The sequence below is a fragment of the Enterobacter sp. WCHEn090032 genome (genome assembly GCF_003986875.1).
GTDB classification, from domain to species: domain Bacteria; phylum Pseudomonadota; class Gammaproteobacteria; order Enterobacterales; family Enterobacteriaceae; genus Enterobacter; species Enterobacter sichuanensis.
Map to the genome: position 1 here is coordinate 231,079 of NZ_RXRN01000001.1, position 24,991 is coordinate 256,069.

Genomic DNA, 24,991 nt, shown 5'->3' on the forward strand with positions numbered 1-24,991 from the left:
GATACCCAGCCCGCGACTAAGCGGGCTTTTTTTTGAACAGAAAATGAGAACACAATAATGCAAACAGCCAAACCACACCTCGAACTGCTGACCTGCGAGGCGGTCTATCGTCACAACCCTACCGCGCTGTTTCATCAGGTTTGCGGTGCCCGTCCGGCAACACTGCTGCTGGAGTCGGCGGATATCGACAGCAAGGACGATCTGAAGAGTCTGCTGCTGGTCGACAGCGCGCTGCGTATTACGGCGTTAGATAGCACCGTAACCATCAAAGCGCTGTCTGAGAACGGTGCGTCATTGCTGCCATTGCTGGATGCCACTCTGCCTGCCGGCATTGAAAATGAACGTCATCCGGAAATGCGTATTTTGCACTTCCCGCCGGTCAGCCAGCTGCTGGATGAAGACGCGCGCCTCTGCTCCCTGTCCGTCTTTGATGCTTTCCGCCTGCTGCAGAATCTGGTCACTGTACCGGAAGATGAACGCGAGGCGATGTTCTTCGGTGGACTGTTTGCTTACGACCTGGTCGCCGGTTTTGAAGATTTGCCAGAAACAGAACAGGGTAACCGCTGCCCGGATTACTGCTTCTATCTGGCTGAAACCTTGCTGGTGATCGACCATCAGAAAAAATATACCCGCATTCAGGCAAGCCTGTTCACGCCGTCTTCCTCAGAGAAGCAGCGTCTCGAACACCGCATCATGCAGCTGCAGCAGCAGATGACCGAAGCGCCGCCTGCGCTGCCCGTGCAGCGCGTGGAGAAAATGACCTGCGAAGTTAACCAGACCGACGATCAGTACGGTGCCGTGGTTCGCCAGATGCAAAAAGCGATTCGCGCCGGGGAAATTTTCCAGGTGGTGCCTTCCCGTCGCTTCTCTCTGCCCTGCCCGTCGCCGCTGGCGGCCTATGATGTGCTGAAAAAGAGCAACCCAAGCCCGTACATGTTCTTTATGCAGGATAACGATTTCACCCTGTTTGGCGCGTCGCCGGAAAGTTCGCTGAAGTACGACGCCACCAGCCGCCAGATTGAAATCTACCCGATCGCCGGTACCCGTCCACGCGGACGTCGCGCAGACGGTTCACTGGATCGCGATCTCGACAGCCGCATCGAACTGGAAATGCGAACCGACCACAAAGAGCTCTCCGAGCATCTGATGCTGGTTGACCTGGCGCGTAACGATCTGGCCCGCATTTGCACCCCTGGCAGCCGTTACGTGGCGGACCTGACCAAAGTTGACCGTTACTCCTTCGTCATGCATCTGGTCTCCCGCGTGGTCGGTGAGTTACGCCATGACCTCGACGTGCTGCATGCCTATCGCGCCTGCATGAACATGGGCACCCTGAGCGGTGCGCCGAAAGTGCGCGCCATGCAGCTGATTGCCGCCGCCGAAGGACGTCGTCGCGGCAGCTATGGCGGCGCGGTGGGCTATTTCACCGCCCATGGCGATCTGGATACCTGCATCGTCATCCGCTCCGCTTACGTCGAAGACGGTATCGCCACCGTACAGGCGGGTGCCGGGATTGTTCTTGATTCTGTTCCGCAGTCTGAAGCTGACGAAACACGCAGTAAAGCGCGTGCGGTCCTTCGCGCCATTGCTACCGCACATCATGCACAGGAGATTTTCTGATGGCTGACATTCTGCTGCTCGATAACATCGACTCATTTACCTATAACCTGGCAGATCAGCTGCGTGCGAATGGACATAACGTTGTTATCTATCGTAACCATGTCCCGGCACAGACCCTGATTGACCGTCTGGCTACCATGCAAAACCCGGTGCTGATGCTCTCCCCGGGCCCTGGCGCACCGAGTGAAGCGGGCTGTATGCCGGAGCTGCTGACCCGCATGCGCGGCAAGCTGCCGATTATCGGCATCTGCCTCGGTCATCAGGCGATTGTGGAAGCCTATGGCGGCTACGTCGGTCAGGCGGGTGAAATCCTGCACGGTAAAGCGTCCAGCATCGAACATGACGGCCAGGCAATGTTTGCCGGGCTGCCGAATCCGCTCCCGGTGGCACGCTACCACTCGCTGGTCGGAAGCAACATTCCTGCCGGGCTGACCATTAACGCCTCGTTTGAAGGGATGGTGATGGCGGTGCGTCACGATGCCGACCGCGTCTGTGGTATGCAGTTCCACCCTGAATCGATCCTGACCTCACACGGTGCTCGTCTGCTGGAACAGACCCTGGACTGGGCGTTGCAGAAACTGGAGCAGACCAACACCCTGCAACCGATTCTGGAAAAACTGTACCAGGCACAAACCCTGAGCCAGCAGGAGAGCCACCAGCTCTTCTCTGCCGTGGTTCGCGGTGAGCTGAAGCCTGAACAGCTGGCGGCTGCGCTGGTGAGCATGAAAGTGCGTGGCGAAAGCCCGCAGGAGATCGCGGGCGCCGCTACGGCCCTGCTGGAAAATGCCGCTCCGTTCCCGCGCCCCGACTATCCGTTTGCGGATATCGTTGGTACCGGAGGTGATGGCAGTAACAGTATCAATATCTCTACCGCCAGCGCCTTTGTGGCGGCGGCGTGTGGTTTAAAAGTGGCGAAACACGGTAACCGCAGCGTTTCCAGCCGCTCCGGATCGTCTGATTTGCTCGCGGCATTCGGCATTAATCTCGATATGAACGCCGAACGTTCCCGTGAAGCGCTGGATGACCTGGGCGTTTGCTTCCTGTTTGCGCCGAAATACCACACCGGTTTCCGCCACGCGATGCCGGTTCGCCAGCAGCTCAAAACCCGCACGCTGTTTAACGTGCTCGGTCCACTGATCAACCCGGCTCACCCGCCGCTGGCGCTGATTGGCGTCTATAGCCCGGAGCTGGTCCTGCCGATTGCTGAGACGCTGCGCGTGCTCGGTTATCAACGGGCTGCCGTAGTACACAGCGGCGGGATGGATGAAGTGTCGCTGCATGCCCCTACGCTGGTGGCCGAACTGCGTGACGGCGAAATCCTGAGCTACCAGCTGGAAGCCGCTGACTTTGGATTAACCCCGTATCACCAGGAGGCGCTGGCAGGCGGTACGCCGGAAGAAAACCGTGACATTCTGACGCGCTTATTACAAGGTAAGGGAGAGGTCGCCCATGAGGCCGCCGTTGCTGCCAACGTCGCCATGCTGATGCGTTTGCACGGTGAGGAAGATCTGAAGGCCAACGTTCAAAAAGTTCTGGATGTACTGCGCTCCGGTGCAGCTTACGATCGCGTTACCGCACTTGCGGCAAGAGGGTAAAGAATGCAGACCGTTTTAGCGAAAATCGTTGCCGATAAGGCCATCTGGGTGGAAGCCCGCAAGCAACAGCAGCCGCTTGCCAGTTTTCAGAATGACGTCGTTCCGAGCAGCCGTCGTTTCTATGACGCCCTGCAGGGTGCGCGCACCGCGTTTATTCTTGAGTGCAAAAAAGCGTCCCCGTCTAAAGGCGTTATCCGTGACGATTTCGACCCGGCACGTATTGCCGGTATTTATAAGCATCATGCGTCCGCCATCTCCGTGCTGACGGATGAGAAATATTTTCAGGGCAGCTTCGATTTTCTGCCGATCGTCAGCGGCATCGCGCCGCAGCCGATCCTGTGCAAAGACTTTATTATTGACCCGTATCAGATCTGGCTGGCGCGTTTCTATCAGGCGGATGCCTGCCTGCTGATGCTCTCGGTTCTGGATGACGAACAGTATCGCCAGCTTGCTGCCGTGGCCCACAGCCTGAACATGGGCGTGCTGACCGAAGTAAGCAACGAAGAGGAGCTGGAACGCGCCATCGCGCTCGGGGCCAAAGTGGTCGGGATTAACAACCGCGACCTGCGCGATCTGTCCATCGACCTCAACCGCACGCGCCAGCTGGCGCCGCGTCTGGGTTCCGGCGTAACCGTTATCAGCGAGTCTGGCATTAACAGCTACGCTCAGGTGCGCGAGCTAAGCCACTTTGCCAACGGTTTTCTGATTGGCTCCGCCCTGATGGCGCATGACGATCTCAATGCGGCAGTGCGTCGGGTGCTGCTCGGTGAAAACAAAGTGTGCGGCTTAACCCGCGAGCAGGACGCCCAGGCCGCCTATGAAGCGGGCGCCATTTACGGCGGACTGATTTTTGTGGAGACCTCCCCGCGCGCGGTAAGCGAAGAGCAGGCGCGTAAGGTGATAGCCGCGGCTCCACTCAGCTATGTCGGCGTCTTCCGTAATGCGGACATCGCCGACGTTGCGGCGAAAACCGACGCGTTATCGCTGAGCGCGGTACAGCTCCACGGTGATGAGGATCAGGCGTATATCAATGACCTGCGCGCCGCGCTGGCACCGCAGGTGCAAATCTGGAAAGCACAACGCGTCGATAAGACGTTACCCGCGCGAAACCTGAACCATGTGGACAAATACGTCCTCGACAACGGCCAGGGCGGCACGGGCCAGCGATTTGACTGGTCACTGCTGAACGGTGAAAAGCTGGACAACGTCCTGCTGGCGGGGGGTTTAAGCCCGGATAACTGCGTGGAAGCTGCCAAAATGGGCTGCGCGGGCCTCGATTTCAATTCAGGCGTAGAGTCCCAGCCCGGCATAAAAGATGCCAGCAAACTGGCCTCCGTATTTAAAACTCTGCGTGCATATTAAGGAAGAGAAGATGACGACATTACTTAACCCGTATTTTGGTGAGTTTGGTGGGATGTACGTCCCGCAAATCCTGATGCCCGCACTGCGCCAGCTGGAAGAAGCCTTTGTCAGCGCGCAGAAAGATCCGGCGTTTCAGGCTGAATTTACCGATCTGCTGAAAAACTATGCAGGCCGTCCAACGGCGCTGACCAAATGCCGCAATCTGACCGAAGGCACCAAAACCACGCTGTATCTCAAGCGTGAAGACCTGCTGCACGGCGGCGCCCATAAAACCAACCAGGTGCTGGGTCAGGCGCTGCTCGCGAAGCGGATGGGCAAAACCGAAATCATCGCAGAAACCGGCGCAGGCCAACATGGCGTAGCCTCTGCGCTCGCCAGCGCCCTGCTCGGCCTGAAATGCCGCATCTACATGGGTGCGAAAGACGTTGAGCGTCAGTCGCCGAACGTTTTCCGTATGCGTTTGATGGGTGCTGAAGTGATCCCGGTGCACAGCGGCTCCGCCACGCTGAAAGATGCCTGTAACGAAGCGCTGCGCGACTGGTCTGGCAGTTATGAGACCGCACATTACATGCTGGGTACCGCTGCGGGTCCGCATCCGTTCCCGACGATTGTCCGCGAATTCCAGCGTATGATCGGCGAAGAGACCAAAGCGCAGATCCTCGAAAAAGAGGGTCGCCTGCCGGATGCCGTTATCGCCTGCGTGGGTGGCGGCTCTAATGCGATCGGCATGTTCGCTGATTTTATCGACGAAACGAACGTCGGCCTGATTGGCGTGGAGCCTGCCGGCCACGGCATCGAAACCGGCGAGCACGGAGCGCCGCTGAAGCATGGCCGCGTGGGCATCTACTTCGGCATGAAAGCGCCGATGATGCAGACCGATGAAGGCCAGATTGAAGAGTCGTACTCCATTTCTGCCGGTCTGGACTTCCCGTCCGTCGGGCCCCAGCATGCATTCCTGAACAGCACCGGTCGTGCGGATTACGTTTCCATTACCGATGACGAAGCCCTTGAAGCGTTCAAAACGCTGTGTCGCAGCGAAGGGATCATCCCGGCGCTGGAGTCTTCGCATGCCCTGGCACATGCGCTGAAAATGATGAAAGAAAACCCGGAAAAAGAGCAACTGCTGGTGGTAAACCTTTCCGGTCGCGGTGACAAAGATATCTTCACCGTTCACGATATTCTGAAAGCACGAGGGGAAATCTGATGGAACGCTACGATAACGTATTTGCAGAGCTGAAATCCCGCCAGGAAGGCGCGTTCGTTCCCTTCGTCACCCTGGGCGATCCGGGCCCGGAGCAGTCGCTGAAGATTATCGACACCCTGATTGAAGCCGGTGCCGATGCGCTGGAGCTGGGGATCCCGTTCTCTGACCCGCTGGCGGATGGCCCGACCATTCAGAACGCGACGCTGCGCGCCTTTGCCGCAGGCGTGACGCCAACCCAGTGCTTCGAGATGCTGGCCGCGATCCGCCAGAAGCACCCGAGCATTCCGATTGGTCTGCTGATGTACGCCAACCTGGTATTCAACCGCGGAATCGACGAATTTTATGCCGAGTGCGCGCGGGTGGGCGTCGACTCGGTGCTGGTAGCCGACGTGCCGGTTGAAGAGTCCGCACCGTTCCGCCAGGCAGCGATGCGCCATAATGTGGCCCCGATCTTCATCTGCCCGCCAAATGCGGATGACGCACTGCTGCGCCAGATTGCCTCCTACGGACGCGGTTATACCTACCTGCTCTCCCGCGCGGGTGTGACCGGTGCGGAGAACAAAGCGGCGCTGCCATTGCATCATCTGGTGGAAAAGCTGGCTGAATATCACGCCGCACCACCGCTGCAGGGCTTCGGCATTTCATCTCCGGATCAGGTCACCGCGGCGATTGACGCGAAGGCGGCAGGTGCCATTTCCGGCTCCGCGATTGTGAAGATCATCGAGAAGAACGTCGACAAGCCAGAGCAGATGCTGGCCGAGCTGAAAACCTTCGTCAGCGCCATGAAGGCCGCGACGCGTAAATCCTGACCCATCCACCGTCTGGCATCCCTGCCAGACGGTTACCCTTCCTTTCCCGCTATCTACAAAGAATTACGTCAAAATTGATCCTTTCGATATTTTCGGTGTGAATGGCTTTTCAAACGGTCATGTAAGCGTATGATCTGGACTCTTTTTTATCTTTAATCCTTCTGAGTTCAGAGGCTTATTCATGTCATGGCAATCCTTCAAACAGACTTACCTGATTAAGTTCTGGTCACCTGTTCCAGCCGTTATCGCAGCTGGCATTCTCTCTACTTATTATTTCGGCATCACCGGTACTTTCTGGGCCGTGACTGGCGAGTTTACCCGCTGGGGTGGGCAACTGCTGCAACTCGCTGGCGTGCATACCGAAGCGTGGGGTTACTTCAAACTCATCCATCTGGACGGTACGCCGCTAACCCGCATTGACGGGATGATGATCATTGGCATGTTCGGGGGCTGTTTTGCCGCCGCGCTGTGGGCAAACAACATAAAGCTCAGGCTGCCTAAAAGCCGGATCCGTATTTTGCAGGCAATTGTCGGCGGCATGATTGCCGGATTCGGCGCGCGCCTGGCGATGGGCTGCAACCTTGCCGCCTTCTTTACCGGGATCCCGCAGTTTTCGCTCCATGCCTGGTTCTTTGCTGTTGCTACAGCGATCGGCTCTTACTTAGGCGCAAAATTTACCCTTCTTCCACTGTTCCGTATTCCCGTCAAAATGGTCAAAGTGAGCGCCGCGTCGCCGCTTACGCAAAAGCCCTCGCAGGCGCGTCACCGTTTCCGCCTCGGAATGCTGGTCTTTTTCGCGATGGTGGCATGGGCGCTCTGCACGGCCCTGAACCAGCCCAAACTCGGTCTGGCGATGCTGTTCGGTGTGGGTTTTGGTCTGCTGATTGAACGCGCGCAGATCTGCTTTACCTCCGCGTTTCGCGATATGTGGATCACCGGGCGCACGATGATGGCAAAAGCGATTATCGCCGGGATGGCGGTCAGCGCCATCGGCATCTTCAGCTATGTGCAGTTAGGCGTCGAACCCAAAATCATGTGGGCCGGTCCTAACGCGGTGATTGGCGGACTGCTGTTTGGCTTCGGGATTGTGCTGGCTGGCGGGTGTGAAACTGGCTGGATGTACCGCGCCGTTGAAGGTCAGGTGCATTACTGGTGGGTGGGGTTGGGAAATGTTATCGGCTCGACGCTCCTGGCGTACTTCTGGGACGACCTGTCCCCGGCGCTCGCCACCAGCTGGGACAAGGTCAACCTGCTGAACACCTTCGGGCCTCTCGGCGGCCTGCTGGTCACCTATGCCCTGCTGCTGGTCGCGTTTTTACTGGTTATCGCGCAGGAGAAACGTTTCTTCCGCCGTGGGAGTGTCAAAACAGAAACGCAGGAGAACGCTGCATGAAACAGATTGTGCCTGATTACCGTCTTGATATGGTCGGCGAACCCTGCCCTTATCCGGCGGTTGCTACGCTTGAAGCGTTACCGCAGCTTAAGAAAGGCGAAATTCTGGAGGTGGTCAGCGACTGCCCGCAGTCCATCAACAATATACCGCTGGATGCCAAAAACCATGGGTACACGGTGCTGGATATCCAGCAGGATGGCCCGACCATTCGCTATCTGATTCAAAAGTAAGAAAGGATATGCGCCCCGCCGGGGGCGCATTGAACAGAAGGGACTAGAAGCGATAACCCGCAGAGAACATAAATACCCACGGATCCAGACGCGTGCTGATGCTTTGCTGCTGACCGCCCGCTTTGAAGCGTACATCGGTATCGATATCCATATACCAGACGGAGGCGTTAATTAACCAGTCGCGGTTAATCAGATAATCCAGCCCGACCTGTCCCGCCATCCCCCACGAATCTTTCAGGCTAAGATCAGTCAGACCGGCGTCTTTTCCGGTATCGTTAAATTTCTCATCAAAGAACGTGGTGTAGTTCACACCCGCACCAATATACGGACGCACCTTGCTGCTGGCATCACCAAAGTACCACTGTGCCATCAGCGTTGGCGGCAGATGGTGCACCGTGGCGATATCACCGGTTGGCCCAAGGCCCACGCGATGACGGAAAGGCGTTGCGGCAAGAAGCTCAACACCAATGTTATCCGTCGCCATCCAGGTAAAGGTTAAACCTAACTGGGTGTTATTACTGACGTTAAAACCGCCCATTCCCAGCACGTTATCCGAACCTTCGGTTGGGCGAACCGTGGCCGAACCGGCACGAATAAAGAATTCGCCTGCTTCATGCGCGTACGCGCCACCAGAGAGACTGCTTAATACAAGGGCTGCCACCGCTAATTTTTTCATATCCGCTCCATCGTTGTGGTTTTAATCGCGGATGAGAATATACTCACAAAAGAGTAATAAGTGATCTGCCCCAGATCACATAAAAACCAGTAACTTAACATTCATTGATCTGGATTAATTTTTTGTTACGCACTAAAAACCGATAAGTTGTTTCCATGTCAATTTTTGGCATTTCACGGTTACAAAATTTTCTCTTTTCCCCCTCTTGCTCTTCCTCTGGCGGCTGGATAATTTAGCGCTCTCACAAATTGATTTGATGCGTTCTTCTTTTGCAGGTGTGCCATGAGTGATATCAACCCGTGCATGACGTGCGGAGCCTGTTGTGCGTATTTTCGAGTCTCTTTCTACTGGGCCGAGGCCAGCGATGGCGGCGGTACCGTTCCGGTTCATCTCACTGAACCGTTAACCCCCTTTCTGCGCTGCATGAGCGGCACGAACCAAAAGCAGGCCCGCTGTGTGGCGCTGGAGGGTGAACCTGGGGTCTCGACCCGATGTACCATCTATGAAAATCGCCCCAGCCCGTGCCGCGAGTTTGCGATGTCGGGTGAAGAGGGACAGGTTAACGAAGCCTGTAATCGCGCCCGGGCGCGCGTTGGATTACCGCCGCTTTACAAAGATATGCTTTTCCATACAAGCCTTGATGCTGCCACAGCAGGCGCATCCGGTGTACAATTGCCGGCTAATTAACACCTGCAATACTCAAGGAGAGTGCATGTCTATCACGGCGAAGTCTGTCTACCGTGACACGGGAAACTTTTTCCGCAATCAGTTCATAACCTTTTTACTGATCGCGTTGTTATGCGCCTTTATCACGGTGGTGCTGGGTCATGCGTTCTCACCGAGTGACGAACAGATTGCCAGTCTGAGCCAGGGCGACCATCTGGCGGGAAGCGTGGGGCTGTTTGAACTGGTGCAAAACATGACGCCGGAGCAGCAACAAATTCTGCTGCGCGCGTCTGCCGCATCTACGTTCTCCGGCCTGATTGGTAACGCCATTCTGGCCGGCGGCGTGTTGCTGTTGATTCAGCTGGTGTCGGCAGGTCATCGGGTTAGCGCCTTACGGGCGATTGGTGCCAGCGCCCCGGTGTTACCTAAACTGTTTATCCTGATCTTTTTAACCACCCTGCTGGTGCAAATGGGGATCATGCTGGTGGTGGTGCCGGGTGTGTTACTGGCTATCGTGCTCTCCTTTGCGCCTGTGATGATTGTGCAGGATAAAATGGGTATTTTTACCGCGATGCGCAGCAGCATCCGTCTCGCATGGGCTAATATGCGTCTGGTAGCGCCTGCTGTAGTCGGCTGGCTGCTGGCCAAAACGCTCCTGTTACTGTTTGCACCGAACTTTGCGGTATTAACGCCAAATGTGGGTGCGGTAGTGGCGAATACGCTGAGCAATTTGATTTCAGCGGTACTGCTGGTCTACCTGTTCCGCCTGTATATGTTAATTCGCCAGTAATCCTGAGGCGGGGGGCACCCAGGCCTCCCGCCCCGCTCAGAAAATGGAATCACAGAATGAAGCAGTTTCTTGATTTTTTACCGCTCGTGGTCTTTTTTGCTTTTTATAAGCTGTACGACATTTATGCCGCGACCACTGCGCTGATCGTTGCGACCGCTGTTGTCCTGATTTACAGCTGGGTTCGCTATCGTAAAGTCGAAAAGATGGCGCTGGTGACGTTTGTTCTGGTCGCCGTATTCGGCGGGCTTACGCTGTTCTTCCACAATGATGAATTTATTAAGTGGAAAGTGACCGTGATTTACGCGCTGTTTGCGGGTGCACTGTTAATCAGCCAGTGGGTAATGAAAAAGCCGCTGATCCAGCGCATGCTGGGCAAAGAGCTGACGCTGCCTCAGGAGGTCTGGTCGCGTCTGAATATTGCCTGGGCGGTGTTCTTTATTCTCTGCGGTCTCGCCAATATCTATATCGCTTTCTGGCTGCCGCAGAATATCTGGGTCAACTTTAAGGTCTTCGGCCTGACCGCGCTGACGCTTATCTTTACGCTGCTAAGCGGTGTATATATCTATCGCCATATGCCCCAGGACGACAAGCACTGATTAATGACTGACCAGAACGTCTGCAACAGGCGTTCTGGTCTATTCTCACCGCTGTGAAATCATAGTAGCATCCCGCCTGAAGTCTTCCGTTACGAGTTAAAACAATGACAACAACTAACGCCCCTCAGGGCGAACTGGTTTTACGCACACTGGCAATGCCCGCTGACACCAATGCCAATGGCGATATTTTTGGCGGCTGGCTGATGTCGCAGATGGATATGGGCGGCGCAATTCTGGCAAAAGAGATCGCCCACGGGCGTGTGGTAACCGTGAGAGTAGACGGCATGACCTTCCTGCGCCCGGTGGCGGTGGGTGATGTGGTGTGCTGCTACGCGCGCTGCGTAAAACGCGGCAATACCTCTATTTCCATTAACATCGAAGTCTGGGTGAAGAAAGTCTCTTCTGAGCCGATTGGACAGCGTTATAAAGCGACAGAAGCGCTGTTTATTTATGTGGCTGTCGACAGCGAAGGTAAACCTCGCCAGCTTCCGCAGGCCTGAACCACCGGCAAAAAAAAGCCTCCTTGCGGAGGCTTTTTTTATTCCATCTGTGCCCCGCCGTTCAGGCGGAAAACAATATTAATGACCAACCCACTACCCGGTTTGCCTGGCTCATAACGCCATTTGCGCATTGCCGCTTTCACGTCGCGCTCAAACATATTCGAAGGCTGCGCTGACAGGATCTCCACGTTATCAACGCGCCCATCCGCCGTGACGTCAAATTTTACCCGCACGCGGCCTTCAATACGCAACATCCTGGCGCGAGGCGGATACTGCGGTTGACTGCGGCTCACGGCTCGCGGGCCCGCTGGCGCGGCGACCGTTGGTTTGGTGGTCGTTGCCGTATTGTTCATCACCGGACGTGAAGGGGCTGCATTTTCTACCGGCTGGGTTGCGCGTGGTTCAACCGGACGCTCTTCGCGTTTCGGACGCTCCTCGACCTTCTTCACCGGTTTGGGCTTCGGCTTAGGTTTCGGTTTTGGTTCAGGTTTGTGGATCACCACCGGCGCTTCCTTCGGTGGTTCCGGAACAGGCTCGGGTTCTGGCTCCGGTTCTGCAACCGGCTGTGGCGGCGGCGGTGCAACCTGCGGGGGTTCGAGATCCGCAGGCGATACCATCGTCACCGAGATCGGCTGCGCGGGCGCGGGCATTTCAATAACCTGATGAACCGAGGTATAGAGCAAACCCGCCACAACAGCACCGTGAATCACGACAGAAAGCAGCGTCGGCCAGGGAAAGCGGCGAGGTAAATCAAGGGTCATCGAAGTCATAGTCATCAACGTTAAAAAACCGAACCCTGATTTTAAATGCAAATAGCAATCATATTCAATAAGACACTTTGTCCTGGCGCAACTTTAGCGTAAGAGAGGCGAAAAAAGGCGCATTCAGATCAGGGCATTAACATTGTTTTTATTTTACATTGCAGTCGTTTGCCCTTTCACATAACGTAACTGACACTTTTACCGGTTAAGGAGCTTCGCCGTGTTTTACGTGATTTACTCTGAAGATGTTGCTGATTCCCTCGATAAACGTCAGTCTGTACGCCCTGCTCATCTGGCACGTTTGCAGTTGCTCCAGGATGAGGGCCGCTTACTGACCGCGGGCCCCATGCCTGCGGTAGACAGCAACGACCCGGGCGCCGCCGGTTTTTCGGGTTCCACGGTCATTGCTGAGTTTGAATCCCAGGAAGCCGCTCAGGCCTGGGCTGATGCAGACCCGTACGTTGCCGCGGGTGTGTATGCGAAAGTGACGGTTCGCCCGTATAAGAAAGTGTTCTGAGACGAAATCGGCTCCGAAAGGAGCCTTTTTTATCATGGCGGCTACGCGTCCCGTCGTCGCGTAAACTGCTGCTCCGTTATGAGGCTGCCCCACTGGTCGCCTTCCCACTCTTTAACCAGCGTAAAACCAAACGATTCATACAGGCGCCGGGCGGTGGTCAGCTCATTGAATGTCCAGAGATGTACGGCTGAAAACCCGACGTCGTCGCAAAAACGCATCGCTTCGGTGAGTAATTTTTTTCCAGCGCCATGGCCCCGACAGCCGTCGTCGATAATAAACCAGCGCAGGTGGGCTGCGCCCTGTTCTAAATCCTCACCATCGATTGCCACTGACCCGACAATCCTGTCGTTCATCACCGCCAGCCAGACCTGGTTACAGGGTTTATCCAGCCGGCCACTAAACTCTGCCAGACCGGAGGCCACTTTAGCCTCAAAGAAGCGGCCGAAATGATGCTCGCGCGCGTAATAGCATCCGTGCATCTCTGCGATGCGGCCAATCATGCCGGGAAGGTAGCCCTGCACGATCTTAAGCTCATCAGGGGGCATAGCAACGCCCTCCTCCCGACACGCCAGCAGCGCGTTGGCGTACAGGGACAATCCCCGGGAGATGGTTTCTTGCTGAGCGGGCTGCAGGGATTTTATCGCTGATACAACGCGCGCGTTGCTGAAGGTATTAATTTTATGGACCGTGTCGTGGCCTTTCGCCGTCAGCCTGAGGCATTTTGATCTGGCATCATCAGCGGACACCACCTCTTCAAGTTCACCCGCGGCAATCAGGCGAGCCAGCATCCGGCTGACGCTGGATTTTTCCAGCCCCAGCAGCTGCACCAGTTGACCTGCGGTCATCTCTTTGCGCAAGGCGATTTCGACGAGCGTGTGAACGGCCGAGGGCGAATAAGGGGTTGAGGCCAGGGTGGAAGCCATAAAGCCCAACTCTCGCACCATCAGACGCGAGGAACGACGGATAACGCTGACTACGGGGGTTTCGCTGTGCATAGTATGCCCTCATCATTTAGTTGTACTATACAACTAAATGATGAGGGGTTGTCAATGACATTAAAAAGGCTCCCGCAGGAGCCTTTCAAACCATCAATGCAGCGACGCCAGCCTCGCCGCAAACCCGACAAACAGCAGCCCGATCAGGCCATTGCCCAGCTTTGCCAGTTTCTTTTTGGTTTTCAGATAACGCGTGACAAACGCGCCGGAGAAGATCAGGAAGCTCATATAGATAAAGCTAATCAACTCAAGCGTGGTCGCGAGGATCAGGAAAGAGGTTCCGGTGTTTTTCGCATTCACGTCAATGAACTGAACGAAGAACGAGACGTAGAACAGAATCGCTTTTGGATTCGTCAGGCTTAATACCAGCGCGCGCTTCATGATCATACTGGCAGGCTCGGGGCCGCTCTCGTGCGCGTTGTTCTGACGGTTCACCACCGACCAGAGCATTTTGCCGCCCAGCCACAGCAGATAAAACGCGCCGAGATAACGCACGATATTAAACAGCACCGGGGTAGTCTGAATTAAAGCAGCAACGCCCGCCCAGGCCAGAAACATCAGTACCGCATCACCGATAAATACCCCTGTCGCGGCAAGATAACCTTTTTTCACGCCGTGACCAATCCCGGTTTTAAGTACAAACAGGGTATTGGGCCCTGGCACCAGCACGATAAAAAATGCGCCGACCACGTACGTCCAGAAATTCAGTACACCAAACTCCGCAAACACTTCTCCCTCCTTTTGCTAAACCCAACAGGAACAGCGCTGCAAATACGCTATTCCAAAAATAAGACGCTATAAAAACAGTGGGCACCATTACGGTGCCCTCATGGTTCTCAGAAATCCTGGACGGCGAACAACAACGCGTTGCGGTGCCGGGTCATTCCACATTTCCTGATGGCGTGAATACGCATATTGCGGCGGGATTGTGCTTCCAGCCAACGAGCCTTGCGACGACTCACCTGTCGCAACATGCGCCAGCGCCCTACTTCTGTTCTACTGCGCTTCATGTCTACAACTCTTTCTCTAAAAGAAAGGCCATTATAAACCCAACCCCACAGCAAACCAGCGCTTTTAGCTGGCGTTTTTATTTGCCAGATGATTCCTGATGCGTACACTCATAACAATACGCTTTCAAAAGGATTTTTTCACTCATGACAACCTTCTACACCGTGGTGAGTTGGCTGGTCATTCTGGGATACTGGCTGTTAATCGCGGGTGTGACATTACGCATCCTGATGAAGCGCAGAGCCGTACCCTCTGCCATGGCCTGGCTTCTGATAATCTACATCCTGCCGCTGGTAGGAATTATTGCCTATCTCTCTTTCGGTGAGCTTCATCTGGGGAAACGCCGCGCCGAGCGGGCCCGCGCCATGTGGCCTTCGACCGCGAAGTGGCTCCATGACCTTAAAGCCTGCAAACACATCTTTGCCGAGGAGAACAGCAGCGTAGCCTCCTCGCTGTTTAAGCTGTGCGAGCGACGTCAGGGGATTGGCGGCGTAAAAGGCAACCAGCTCCAGCTGCTGACCTCCTCCGATGATGTCATGCAGGCGCTGATCCGCGATATCCAGCTGGCCCGGCACAATATTGAGATGGTGTTTTATATCTGGCAACCCGGCGGCATGGCCGGCCAGGTGGCAGAATCGCTAATGGCCGCCGCGCGACGCGGTATTCACTGCCGCCTGATGCTCGACTCCGCGGGCAGCGTGGCCTTCTTCCGTAGCCCCTGGGCAGGCATGATGCGTAATGCCGGCATCGAGGTAGTTGAGGCGCTGAAGGTCAATCTGCTGCGTGTGTTTCTGCGCCGGATGGATCTCCGCCAGCACCGCAAGATGGTCATGATCGATAACTATATTGCCTATACCGGCAGCATGAACATGGTTGACCCCCGTTTCTTCAAACAGGACTCGGGCGTGGGCCAGTGGGTGGATTTGATGGCGCGCATGGAGGGGCCGATTGCCACCTCGATGGGCATCGTCTACTCCTGTGACTGGGAGATCGAGACCGGTAAACGTATCCTGCCGCCGCCGCCCGACGGCAATATCATGCCGTTCGAAGAGGCCAGCGGTCACACCATTCATACCATTGCCTCTGGCCCGGGCTTCCCGGAAGATTTGATCCATCAGGCGCTGCTGACGGCTACGTACTCCGCGCGTGAATACCTGATCATGACCACGCCCTACTTTGTCCCCAGCGACGATCTCCTGCACGCGATCTGTACCGCAGCGCAGCGCGGTGTGGATGTGAGCATCATTTTGCCGCGCAAAAATGACTCGCTGCTGGTGGGCTGGGCCAGTCGCGCCTTCTTTAGCGAACTGCTGGCTGCAGGGGTAAAAATATACCAGTTTGAGGGCGGGTTGCTGCATACCAAGAGCGTGCTGGTTGACGGCGAACTGAGCCTGGTGGGAACGGTGAACCTGGATATGCGCAGCCTGTGGCTAAACTTTGAAATCACGCTGGTGATTGATGATGCCGGCTTTGGCGGCGACCTCGCGGCGGTGCAGGATGATTATATCTCCCGCTCCCGCCTGCTGGATGCCAGACTGTGGGTAAAACGTCCGCTGTGGCAGAGAATTGCCGAACGACTGTTTTACTTCTTTAGTCCGTTGCTGTAAAACGTGCCCAACGATGTTAAACAGGTAGTCATCATGGAAATGGATCTGAACAATCGCCTGACCGAAGACGAAACGCTCGAGCAGGCCTATGACATTTTTCTCGAACTGGCGGTTGATAATCTCGATCCCGCGGACGTGATCCTCTTTAATCTGCAGTTCGAAGAGCGCGGCGGCGCCGAGTTGTTCGATCCTGCTGAAGACTGGGCCGAGCATGTGGATTTCGACCTCAATCCGGACTTCTTTGCTGAAGTGGTGATTGGACTGGCCGATGAAGACGGCGGCGAAATTAACGATATCTTCGCCCGCGTCCTGCTGTGTCGCGAAAAAAACCACAAGCTGTGCCATATTCTCTGGCGTGAATAATAAAAAAGGCTGCGATTGCAGCCTTTTTTATTTAATCCGCTAATTCACTTCCGCACCGGTTGCAGAACCGGGCGTTAAGCTCATGTTCCGCCTGGTGGCAGCGCGGACACTTACGCTGCTGCTTGCGGGTCTGAAAAGCACTGCTCATGTGCGTGGTAATCAGCCCTGTTGGAATGGCAATCACCGAATAACCAATCAGTATCAGTACCGATGCGACAATACGTCCCAGCGGCGTATGCGGTGTGATATCCCCATACCCCACCGTCGTGACGGTAACAATTGCCCAGTAGACAGAAGCGTTGAGCGTCGTGAAACCATATTTAGGCCCTTCTATCAAGTACATCAGCGCGCCGAAAACAATCATGACGATGGCAATAAACGAGTAGAAGAGAATAAGCTGATGGCGGGCGCTGACGATTGCGCTCCAGAATATGTGCAGAGACGGCATAAAACGCAATAATTTCAGGATGCGTAATACCCGAATAACGCGCATCGCGCGCCAGGCAAAGACATAGCTCAGGCTGATTTCCGGCCACAGCCACATTACATAGAGAGGCAGAATTGTGGCTAAATCGATAAATCCCCAAAAGCTGAAAACATATCGGGCCGGGTTGGGCCAGGCAATCACTCTGAGAAGATATTCCGCGGTAAAGACCAGGGTTATTATCAGTTCAAGCCAGACAAAGATATGCCATTCGTCAAACGTCAGGTGATATTGCGTTCCGGCACCTGACTCTATAAAGATGACAATCACGCTAAGGAGCGCAAATAATCCGCAGAGCCCTTCGACGCGTCGTCCGGACAGCGTTTCAGGATCGAATAATAAATGATAGAGCCGCCGACGGGCTGACGTGAATATACGCGACACAGTGACCTCGCAAAAAATAAGGGCTGACATCTTGTCAGCCCTTGCGATTATAACGGGTCTACTTTCAGGCAGGAAACCGCATGTCGGAAACTGCCTTCCAGAACCGGTCGCGTTTTGGCGCATTCCGGCCCGGCCATTGGGCACCGTGTACGGAACACGCAGCCCGACGGTGGGTTGATCGGTGAAGGTAATTCCCCTTCCAGAAGCTGAATCGTTTTATTCTTTTCCAGGTCGGGATCGGGGATCGGCACTGCCGACATCAGCGCTTTGGTGTAGGGGTGCAGCGGATTATGGTACACCTCATCGTAGGTGCCCAGCTCCACGGCATGACCCAGATACATCACCAGCACGCGGTCAGAGATGTGTTTCACCACGGCCAGGTCGTGCGCAATGAAGATCAGCGACAGCCCCATTTCGCGCTGCAGCTTCTGCAGCAAGTTTACAACCTGCGCCTGAATGGACACGTCCAGCGCGGAAACCGGCTCATCGCAGATGATCAGTTTCGGCTCAAGGATCAGCGCACGCGCAATACCAATACGCTGGCACTGGCCGCCGGAGAACTCGTGCGGATAACGGTTGATGAGGTTGGGCAACAGCCCCACCTTCATCATCATCGCTTTAACACGATCGCGGACTTCCTGGCGCGGCATCTTCGGGTGATAGGTGCGCAGTGGCTCGGCAATGATTTCACCGATGGTCATACGCGGGTTTAATGACGCCAGCGGATCCTGGAAAATCATCTGGATATCGCTGCGCACGTCGCGCCACTCGTCGGGTTTCATGCCCAGCAGATCTTTGCCCAGCCACGCCACTTTACCGCCGGTCGCTTTCACTAGACCGATAATGGCACGCGCGAAGGTCGATTTGCCGCAGCCAGACTCGCCCACCACGCCCAGGGTTTCCCCTTCATACAGACGAAGCGTAACACCGTCCACCGCTTTCAGGGTCTTAGGCGGCTGCCAGAACCACTGTTTGCCATCTTTGATGTCGAAATGCACTTTAAGATCGGCGATTTCGAGCAGCACGTTGCGTTTTTCATCTAATGCGTTCATACCAGCTCCTCCTGCGGCTTAAAGCAGGCGCGCAGACGGCCTGGTGCAAACTCTTCCAGCGGCGGCGCGCTGTTGCAGATCTCCATCGCGTGCGGACAACGCGGCTGGAATGGACAGCCTTTCGGCAGACGCAGCAGGTTCGGCGGGTTGCCCGGAATGGTCAGCAGGGATTCCCCTTCCGCATCGAGGCGCGGAACCGCATTCAACAGGCCAATCGAGTACGGATGCGCGGGGTGATAGAAGACATCGCGCGCTTTGCCATATTCCATGGTACGACCGGCATACATAACCAGCACCTTGTCACAGATGCCCGCCACTACCCCCAGATCGTGGGTGATCATGATAATCGCCGTGTTGAACTCACGCTTCAGCTCGTTTAACAGAGTCATGATTTGCGCCTGTACGGTCACGTCCAGCGCAGTGGTTGGTTCATCAGCAATCAGCAGTTTTGGCCGACACAGCAGCGCCATCGCAATCATCACACGCTGGCGCATACCGCCAGAGAACTCATGCGGGAACATGCGCATACGCTTACGCGCTTCCGGCATTTTTACCGCATCGAGCATTTTAACGGACTCTTCAAAGGCTTCGGCTTTGCTCAGGCCTTTGTGCAGCATCAGCACTTCCATCAGCTGCTCACCCACGCGCATGTACGGGTTAAGCGAGGTCATCGGATCCTGGAAAATCATCGAAATCTGCTCAGCACGCAGCTTGTTCAGCTCATGCTCTGGCAGGTTGAGGATCTCACGGCCGTTGAACCTGGCGGAACCGCCAATCACCCCGTTAGCCGCCAGCAGTCCCATCAGCGCGAAGGCCGTTTGCGATTTCCCGGAGCCCGATTCGCCCACGATGCCCAGCGTTTCACCGGCACGCAGGTTGAAGTTGAGATCGTTTACGGCGGTCACATCCCCGTCCGGCGTCTTAAAGGTGACGCGGAGATCTTTGACATCCAGCAGAAGGTCGCTGCGCTGTTGCGCCTGTGGCGCTGTTGCCGTTTCAATTATTGTCATCACGGCGCTCCTTAACGGTCTTTCGGGTCGAGGGCATCACGCAGGCCATCGCCGATAAAGTTAAAACAAAACAGGGTAACGACCAGGAAGCCAGCCGGATACAACAGCAGCCACGGTGAAACTTCCATTGAGTTTGCCCCGTCACTCAGCAGCGCACCCCAGCTACTCAGCGGCTCTTGCGTACCCAGACCGAGGAAGCTCAGGAAGGATTCAAACAGGATCATGCTTGGCACCAGCAGTGAGGCATAGACCACCACCACACCCAGCACGTTAGGAACGATATGGCGAACCACGATATTTCCGGTCGATACGCCACCCACCTGTGCAGCTTCGATGAATTCTTTGCGTTTAAGGCTCAGCGTCTGGCCGCGAACAATTCGCGCCATATCCAGCCATGACACCATCCCGATGGCCACGAAGATCAACAGGATATTCTGGCCGAAGAAGGTCACCAGCAGGATCACGAAGAACATAAACGGGAAGGAGTTCAGAATTTCCAGCAGACGCATCATTACTGAGTCCACTTTGCCACCAAGGTAGCCGGAAAGTGAGCCGTAGAGCGTCCCCACGATCACCGCCACCAGCGCCGCCGCGATACCCACCATCAGCGAGATACGGCCACCGATGGCGACGCGTACCAGCAGGTCACGACCGGAAGAGTCCGTGCCAAAATAGTGGCCAGATTCCATATCCGGCGCGCTGGACATCATTCCCCAGTCGGTGTCGAAATAGGTAAATTGCGACAGCATCGGCGCCAGGGTCACAAACAGGGCGATGATCACCAGAACAATCAAGCTAGCAACCGCAGCACGGTTGTGCATAAAACGACGGCGCGCATCCTGCCAGAGGCTACGACCTTCTACTTCCAGTTTTTCACTGAAGTTTTCCAGCGCCTCGCTGTTTTTCTTACTCAACATCATGGCGTGCTCCAGTGTTAGTAACGGATTTTCGGATCGATGACGGCGTACAGCACATCGACGATAGCGTTAAAGAGGATGGTCAGCGCACCGACGAGAATAGTCAGGCTCAGCACCAGCGAGTAGTCGCGGTTGAGCGCGCCGTTAACGAACAGCTGGCCAATCCCCGGCAGACCGTAGATCGTTTCGATAACCATTGAACCGGTGATGATCCCGACAAAAGCCGGTCCCATGTAGGAGAGCACTGGCAACAGCGCCGGTTTAAGCGCGTGGCGGAAAATAATCCGGCGCATCGGCAGCCCTTTAGCGCGCGCGGTGCGAATGAAGTTTGAGTGCAGCACTTCGATCATCGAACCACGGGTGATACGCGCGATGCTGGCGATATACGCCAGAGATAAGGCCACCATTGGCAAAATCATGAACTTTAATGCCCCGCCGTTCCAGCCGCCGCCCGGCAGCCACTTCAGCGTAATGGCAAATATCATCACCAGTAATGGCGCTACAACGAAGCTGGGTATTACTACCCCGGTCATTGCCACCCCCATTACGGCATAATCCCATTTGGTATTTTGTCTGAGCGCGGCGATAACGCCGGCAGTGACCCCGAAAACGATAGCCAGAATAAATGCGGCCGCACCCAGCTTAGCTGAAACCGGGAAGCTGGACGCCACCAGGTCGTTAACGGAATAGTCTTTATATTTAAATGACGGTCCAAAATCACCGTGAGCCAGTTGCTTCAGATAATTGAAGTACTGGGTGGAGATAGGATCGTTTAAGTGGTATTTCGCTTCGATATTCGCCATCACTTCTGGCGGCAGCGTACGTTCACCGGTAAAAGGACTGCCCGGCGCAAGACGCATCATGAAGAAGGAAATCGTGATGAGAATAAATAACGTTGGAATCGCTTCAAGACAGCGACGTAGGATAAATTTCAACATTGCCCGTACCTTCTGGCGTGTGCCTATATAATGTGACGTTGGTTAGACACCGTGGGGCGAGCAAGCTCGCCCCACTCATTGCCATTAATGCTTGATAATATACAAGTTTTTAACGTAGATATTATCCATCGGGTCTTTACCGGTGTAGCCACCTACCCACGGTTTCACCAGACGGGCGTTAACGTAGTAGTAAACCGGAACGATCGCGGAATCTTTATCCAGCTGCTGCTCAGCTTTAGAGTACAGTTCAGTACGCTGTGCTTCGTCAGTGGTTTTCAGCGTGTCGGCAATCAGCTTGTCAAACGCCGGGCTCTTATAGTGCGCGGTGTTGTTTGAGCTGTCGCTCAGCATGGTGTTCAGGAAAGAGGTCGGCTCGTTATAGTCCGCACACCAGCCTGCACGCGCCACATCAAAGGTGCCCTGATGACGGCTGTCGAGGAAGGTTTTCCACTCCTGGTTCTCCAGCTTCACGTTTGCGCCCAGGTTCTTTTTCCAGATCGAGGCGACAGCGATAGCCAGTTTTTTGTGCAGATCGGAGGTGTTGTACAGCAGGCTGAAGGTCAGCGGTTTGTCCGCGGTGTAGCCTGCTTCGGCCAGCAGTTTCTTCGCTTCCGCGTTACGCTGTTCCTGCGTCTGTTTGAACCAGTCTGGCTCGGTCAGTTTTGCGCCATCAGTGTATGGCGGGGTGTAGCTGTATGCCGGCAGATCGCCCTGGTTTTTCACTTTGTTCACGATGATGTCGCGATCCAGTGCCAGCTTCAGCGCAGTACGGACACGTACGTCGGTGAACGGTGCTTTCTGGTTATTGATCTCATAGTAATAGGTGCACAGGTAGGGATCGACGTGAACTTCTTTCGGGATCTCTTTTTTCAATTTCTGGAACAGTTCAATCGGCATGTTGTTATAGGTCATGTCGATTTCGCCGCTGCGGTAGCGGTTTACGTCAGTCACTTCAGAAGAGATTGGCAGGTAGGTGACCTGGTTAATCACGGTTTTGTCGTTGTCCCAGTACTGCGGGTTACGCTCCAGGACCATACGTTCGTTGACCACCCAGTCTTTCAGTTTATACGCACCGTTGGTCACGATATTGGCAGGCTGGGTCCATTTTTCACCAAATTTTTCCACAGCGGATTTTGGTACCGGGGAGACGGACGGGTGAACCAGCAGCTTATAGAAGTACGGAACAGGTTCGCTCAACGTCACTTCAAAAGTATTGGCATCAATCGCTTTTACGCCCAGATCGGTTACCGGTTTTTTGCCCGCGATGATGTCATCAATATTGGCGATGTGGCCATATTGCAAGTAGCTCGCATACGGAGAGGCGGTCGTTGGATTCGCCAGACGCTGCCAGCTATAAACGAAATCTTCCGCCGTTACCGGCGTACCGTCAGACCATTTCGCATCTTTACGCAGATGGAAGGTCCAGACTTTGAAATCTTTGTTTTCCCATTTTTCTGCCACGCCCGGAGCCGGGTGGCCGTCTACGTCGGTGACCAGCAGACCTTCGAACAGGTCGCGGTTAACGTTAGACTCAGGAACACCTTCAATTTTGTGCGGGTCAAGAGACTGAACTTCCGCACCGTTGTTACGCACCAGCGTCTGCTTCTCAGCCAGTTGAACACCTGCAGGAACGTCCGCAGCCATTGCAGCGTTGCCCGCGATTAGCGCAGTTAAAATCCCCGCCGCTACCAGATTTTTTTTTGTGATGATGGACATTGTGTTGGTACTCCACTCATTATAATTACTGGCCTTCGCCAGCTGTGTAATCCCCTGTTGGGGCCTGTACAGCGCAGGAGTTTTTTTTGCTGCTGTCAGGTTCTTCTTTTACTGCTTGCTATCACCGACTTTTTTTATTACTGACCGCTCGTATGGCCGTCTTGCGTCGATTCTTCACAGGCCTCCCCTGTTTGAGACCCGTGCTGGATATCTGAGAAGAGAACAATATGAAAATAATTCTCATCTGGTTGTTTTATGCTGCAAAATATTAGGCCGGAAAGTATCAAATGGCGTAAACGCGCGCCAATACATTTTGCAAATTTGTTAAGCAATTCTCTTTTACGGTGAACACCGTATCTTTGTGGGCAGCCCTGCCAGACATTGAACACCCTTAAAAACATCAGATATTCAATGTGATAGAGAAAATTTTCTCTGCGAGCGCGTCGTTGCGCTCTCAACGAGTGGTTTTGTACAAAAATTTAACAACTGGTTATTATTTAGCACATTCCTCTAAGGGAATGTTGAAATTACTAATATCATTTCGGTTATCTCTCAGCAAGCCCCAGAGTATCATGTGAGTAAAATAACAGAGCGATCGCAGGTTTTCTGCACAGAGGAAGTCAGGCGGGTTTAATAACTTATTGAAATACAAGAAGTGAACATTATTAGTAGAATTTATTATGACATGTGAGCATTTCAACTTTAGTTATATGATTTGCTGATAATCACGTAAAAAAACGGAGCCGTCGCCCCGTTCTTTCATCCGAAATATTAGTGTAACAGGCCGGGGAAAATGCTTTTAATCCCCGTAACGATGAATTCAATGCCTAACGCCATCAACAACAGGCCCATGATACGGGTAATGACGTTGATGCCCGTCTGCCCCAGCAGGCGCACCAGCCAGGGGGCCATGCGGAATACTCCCCAGCAGCAGAGCGCGAAAATGGCAATGGCGACAGAAAAGCCAATCAGGTGCATCAGGCTATGGTAACGCGTGCCCCAGACAATGGTTGAACTGATGGCACCAGGACCGGCCATCAGCGGTAATGCCAGCGGTACCACGCCAATGCTTTCTCTGATGGCGGTTTCCGACTTCTCCTGTTTGTTCTGTTTATCCTCACCCAGTTTTCCGCTGATCATAGACATGGCGATGGTCACCACCAGGATCCCACCCGCAATGCGGAAAGAATCAATCGAAATCCCGAACAGCTGAAGAATCGTGTCCCCGAGAAAAAGGGAGGTCAGCAATATGATCGCCACTGACAGGTTAGCGGTCAGGTTGGTTTTATTCCTGGCCGCCGCCGTCTGGTAACTCGTCATACTAATGAAGACAGGAATGATCCCCACCGGGTTGACCAGGGCAAACAAACCAATAAAAAATTTAAAATACGTTGGAAAATCAAAGAGCGTTTGGATCACGTTTTGCTCCGCTTATACAGATGCCCGGGACTGACAAATTGTCATGAGAAATCGCGCTGAAGATACCTTTTTTATCAGCATACTTCACTTGAAATCTGTACCAAAACGTTATCATTTCAGGATGTTAAACATTTGTATAATCAATGATAGCGCCGCTTCCAATACTTACGTAATTATTTAACACTGGAAAAATCTCAACGAAATAACCCTGCTGAAAGGTATCAGCTTGGGGGAAAATTGACGCAGATCATGATTTTCGTACTCAGAAGTGAGTAATCTTGGTTACGCCCCCAGGGAGGTCACCTGCCAAAAAAGGATGATGCTAAGGTAAGGCTCTTTTAGTAAATTAGTGTGCTGGTGCAGAAAGTAACTCTTTGTT

General features: G+C 54.5%; 26 protein-coding genes and 1 other annotated feature (1 of these 27 cut by a window edge). Of the genes, 14 read left to right on the top strand and 12 right to left on the bottom strand.

Going from position 1 to position 24,991, the window contains the following annotated elements:
- Positions 1-34: a sequence feature (Trp leader region), on the top strand; it begins 61 nt to the left of the window's first position.
- A 23-nt stretch (positions 35-57) separates the two neighbouring features.
- From EKN83_RS01055 to yedF, 7 genes are all read left to right on the top strand, one after another.
- Positions 58-1,620, top strand: coding sequence for an anthranilate synthase component 1 (locus EKN83_RS01055; RefSeq protein ID WP_126800173.1), 1,563 nt, complete (start codon positions 58-60; stop codon positions 1,618-1,620).
- Positions 1,620-3,215 carry a bifunctional anthranilate synthase glutamate amidotransferase component TrpG/anthranilate phosphoribosyltransferase TrpD gene (gene trpD, locus EKN83_RS01060; RefSeq protein ID WP_008502806.1) on the top strand — a complete coding sequence of 532 codons (1,596 nt, stop codon included), beginning with the start codon at positions 1,620-1,622 and terminating at the stop codon, positions 3,213-3,215. Before EKN83_RS01055 ends, trpD begins: the two co-directional genes overlap by 1 nt.
- 3 nt (positions 3,216-3,218) lie before the next feature.
- On the top strand, positions 3,219-4,577 hold the full coding sequence (trpCF, locus tag EKN83_RS01065) for a bifunctional indole-3-glycerol-phosphate synthase TrpC/phosphoribosylanthranilate isomerase TrpF (RefSeq protein ID WP_126800174.1): 1,359 nt from the start codon (positions 3,219-3,221) through the stop codon (positions 4,575-4,577).
- A 10-nt stretch (positions 4,578-4,587) separates the two neighbouring features.
- Positions 4,588-5,781 carry a tryptophan synthase subunit beta gene (gene trpB, locus EKN83_RS01070; RefSeq protein WP_047958829.1) on the top strand — a complete coding sequence of 398 codons (1,194 nt, stop codon included), beginning with the start codon at positions 4,588-4,590 and terminating at the stop codon, positions 5,779-5,781.
- Positions 5,781-6,590, top strand: coding sequence for a tryptophan synthase subunit alpha (trpA, locus tag EKN83_RS01075; protein ID WP_045285935.1), 810 nt, complete (start codon positions 5,781-5,783; stop codon positions 6,588-6,590). The genes trpB and trpA overlap by 1 nt, the downstream gene beginning before the upstream one ends.
- Before the next feature lie 181 nt (positions 6,591-6,771).
- Positions 6,772-7,983 carry a selenium metabolism membrane protein YedE/FdhT gene (yedE, locus tag EKN83_RS01080; RefSeq protein WP_126800175.1) on the top strand — a complete coding sequence of 404 codons (1,212 nt, stop codon included), beginning with the start codon at positions 6,772-6,774 and terminating at the stop codon, positions 7,981-7,983.
- Entirely contained in the window at positions 7,980-8,213 is a 234-nt protein-coding gene (yedF, locus tag EKN83_RS01085; protein ID WP_025756570.1) for a sulfurtransferase-like selenium metabolism protein YedF, read from the top strand. Before yedE ends, yedF begins: the two co-directional genes overlap by 4 nt.
- Before the next feature lie 43 nt (positions 8,214-8,256).
- Here the strand turns inward: yedF and ompW are convergent, their stop codons facing one another.
- Positions 8,257-8,889: an outer membrane protein OmpW gene (gene ompW, locus EKN83_RS01090; protein ID WP_025756569.1), complete on the bottom strand. Its 633-nt coding sequence runs from the start codon at positions 8,887-8,889 to the stop codon at positions 8,257-8,259.
- Positions 8,890-9,171: 282 nt separating this feature from the next.
- On the opposite strand from ompW, the gene EKN83_RS01095 reads away from it, so the two are divergent.
- The 4 genes from EKN83_RS01095 (at position 9,172) to yciA (ending at position 11,441) form a co-directional block, all read left to right on the top strand.
- Positions 9,172-9,576 (top strand): YkgJ family cysteine cluster protein, encoded by a 405-nt coding sequence (locus EKN83_RS01095; RefSeq protein WP_025756568.1) that lies wholly within the window; start codon positions 9,172-9,174, stop codon positions 9,574-9,576.
- A 25-nt stretch (positions 9,577-9,601) separates the two neighbouring features.
- Positions 9,602-10,345, top strand: coding sequence for a YciC family protein (locus EKN83_RS01100; protein ID WP_025756567.1), 744 nt, complete (start codon positions 9,602-9,604; stop codon positions 10,343-10,345).
- Between the two features lie 56 nt (positions 10,346-10,401).
- Positions 10,402-10,941: a septation protein A gene (locus tag EKN83_RS01105; protein ID WP_025756566.1), complete on the top strand. Its 540-nt coding sequence runs from the start codon at positions 10,402-10,404 to the stop codon at positions 10,939-10,941.
- A gap of 104 nt (positions 10,942-11,045) precedes the next feature.
- Positions 11,046-11,441, top strand: coding sequence for an acyl-CoA thioester hydrolase YciA (gene yciA / locus EKN83_RS01110; protein ID WP_008502796.1), 396 nt, complete (start codon positions 11,046-11,048; stop codon positions 11,439-11,441).
- A 38-nt stretch (positions 11,442-11,479) separates the two neighbouring features.
- Here the strand turns inward: yciA and tonB are convergent, their stop codons facing one another.
- Positions 11,480-12,202, bottom strand: coding sequence for a TonB system transport protein TonB (tonB, locus tag EKN83_RS01115; protein WP_045285931.1), 723 nt, complete (start codon positions 12,200-12,202; stop codon positions 11,480-11,482).
- Positions 12,203-12,422: 220 nt separating this feature from the next.
- Here tonB and EKN83_RS01120 point away from each other — a divergent pair, with 220 nt between their 5' ends.
- Positions 12,423-12,719, top strand: a complete 297-nt coding sequence (locus EKN83_RS01120) for a YciI family protein (RefSeq protein ID WP_025756564.1) — start codon at positions 12,423-12,425, stop codon at positions 12,717-12,719.
- A gap of 41 nt (positions 12,720-12,760) precedes the next feature.
- Here EKN83_RS01120 and EKN83_RS01125 read toward each other — a convergent pair whose 3' ends face one another.
- The 3 genes from EKN83_RS01125 to EKN83_RS01135 form a co-directional block, all read right to left on the bottom strand.
- Positions 12,761-13,714: a helix-turn-helix domain-containing GNAT family N-acetyltransferase gene (locus tag EKN83_RS01125; RefSeq protein ID WP_126800176.1), complete on the bottom strand. Its 954-nt coding sequence runs from the start codon at positions 13,712-13,714 to the stop codon at positions 12,761-12,763.
- Between the two features lie 93 nt (positions 13,715-13,807).
- Entirely contained in the window at positions 13,808-14,443 is a 636-nt protein-coding gene (leuE, locus tag EKN83_RS01130) for a leucine efflux protein LeuE (protein WP_025756562.1), read from the bottom strand.
- Positions 14,444-14,550: 107 nt separating this feature from the next.
- Positions 14,551-14,724 carry a YciY family protein gene (locus EKN83_RS01135; RefSeq protein ID WP_088244222.1) on the bottom strand — a complete coding sequence of 58 codons (174 nt, stop codon included), beginning with the start codon at positions 14,722-14,724 and terminating at the stop codon, positions 14,551-14,553.
- 144 nt (positions 14,725-14,868) lie between these two features.
- Between EKN83_RS01135 and cls the strand changes: the two genes are divergently transcribed.
- Together cls and EKN83_RS01145 are read left to right on the top strand one after the other, a co-directional pair.
- Positions 14,869-16,329, top strand: coding sequence for a cardiolipin synthase (cls, locus tag EKN83_RS01140; protein ID WP_126800177.1), 1,461 nt, complete (start codon positions 14,869-14,871; stop codon positions 16,327-16,329).
- A gap of 33 nt (positions 16,330-16,362) precedes the next feature.
- Complete coding sequence (locus EKN83_RS01145) at positions 16,363-16,692, top strand: HI1450 family dsDNA-mimic protein (RefSeq protein ID WP_025756560.1); 330 nt, start codon at positions 16,363-16,365, stop codon at positions 16,690-16,692.
- Positions 16,693-16,723: 31 nt separating this feature from the next.
- On the opposite strand, the gene EKN83_RS01150 is transcribed toward EKN83_RS01145, so the two are convergent.
- From EKN83_RS01150 to EKN83_RS01180, 7 genes are all read right to left on the bottom strand, one after another.
- On the bottom strand, positions 16,724-17,560 hold the full coding sequence (locus EKN83_RS01150; protein WP_126800178.1) for an ion transporter: 837 nt from the start codon (positions 17,558-17,560) through the stop codon (positions 16,724-16,726).
- A gap of 47 nt (positions 17,561-17,607) precedes the next feature.
- Complete coding sequence (gene oppF / locus EKN83_RS01155; RefSeq protein WP_025756558.1) at positions 17,608-18,612, bottom strand: murein tripeptide/oligopeptide ABC transporter ATP-binding protein OppF; 1,005 nt, start codon at positions 18,610-18,612, stop codon at positions 17,608-17,610.
- Complete coding sequence (locus EKN83_RS01160; RefSeq protein WP_025756557.1) at positions 18,609-19,622, bottom strand: ABC transporter ATP-binding protein; 1,014 nt, start codon at positions 19,620-19,622, stop codon at positions 18,609-18,611. Before EKN83_RS01160 ends, oppF begins: the two co-directional genes overlap by 4 nt.
- An 11-nt stretch (positions 19,623-19,633) precedes the next feature.
- Positions 19,634-20,542: an oligopeptide ABC transporter permease OppC gene (oppC, locus tag EKN83_RS01165; protein WP_025756556.1), complete on the bottom strand. Its 909-nt coding sequence runs from the start codon at positions 20,540-20,542 to the stop codon at positions 19,634-19,636.
- Positions 20,543-20,556: 14 nt separating this feature from the next.
- Positions 20,557-21,477, bottom strand: coding sequence for an oligopeptide ABC transporter permease OppB (oppB, locus tag EKN83_RS01170; RefSeq protein WP_008502786.1), 921 nt, complete (start codon positions 21,475-21,477; stop codon positions 20,557-20,559).
- Positions 21,478-21,561: 84 nt separating this feature from the next.
- Complete coding sequence (gene oppA / locus EKN83_RS01175) at positions 21,562-23,193, bottom strand: oligopeptide ABC transporter substrate-binding protein OppA (RefSeq protein ID WP_126800179.1); 1,632 nt, start codon at positions 23,191-23,193, stop codon at positions 21,562-21,564.
- Positions 23,194-23,964: 771 nt separating this feature from the next.
- The gene (locus EKN83_RS01180) at positions 23,965-24,612 is read right to left on the bottom strand and encodes a YchE family NAAT transporter (protein WP_008502784.1); all 648 of its coding nucleotides are present in this window, start codon (positions 24,610-24,612) and stop codon (positions 23,965-23,967) included.
- Positions 24,613-24,991 lie beyond the last annotated feature (379 nt).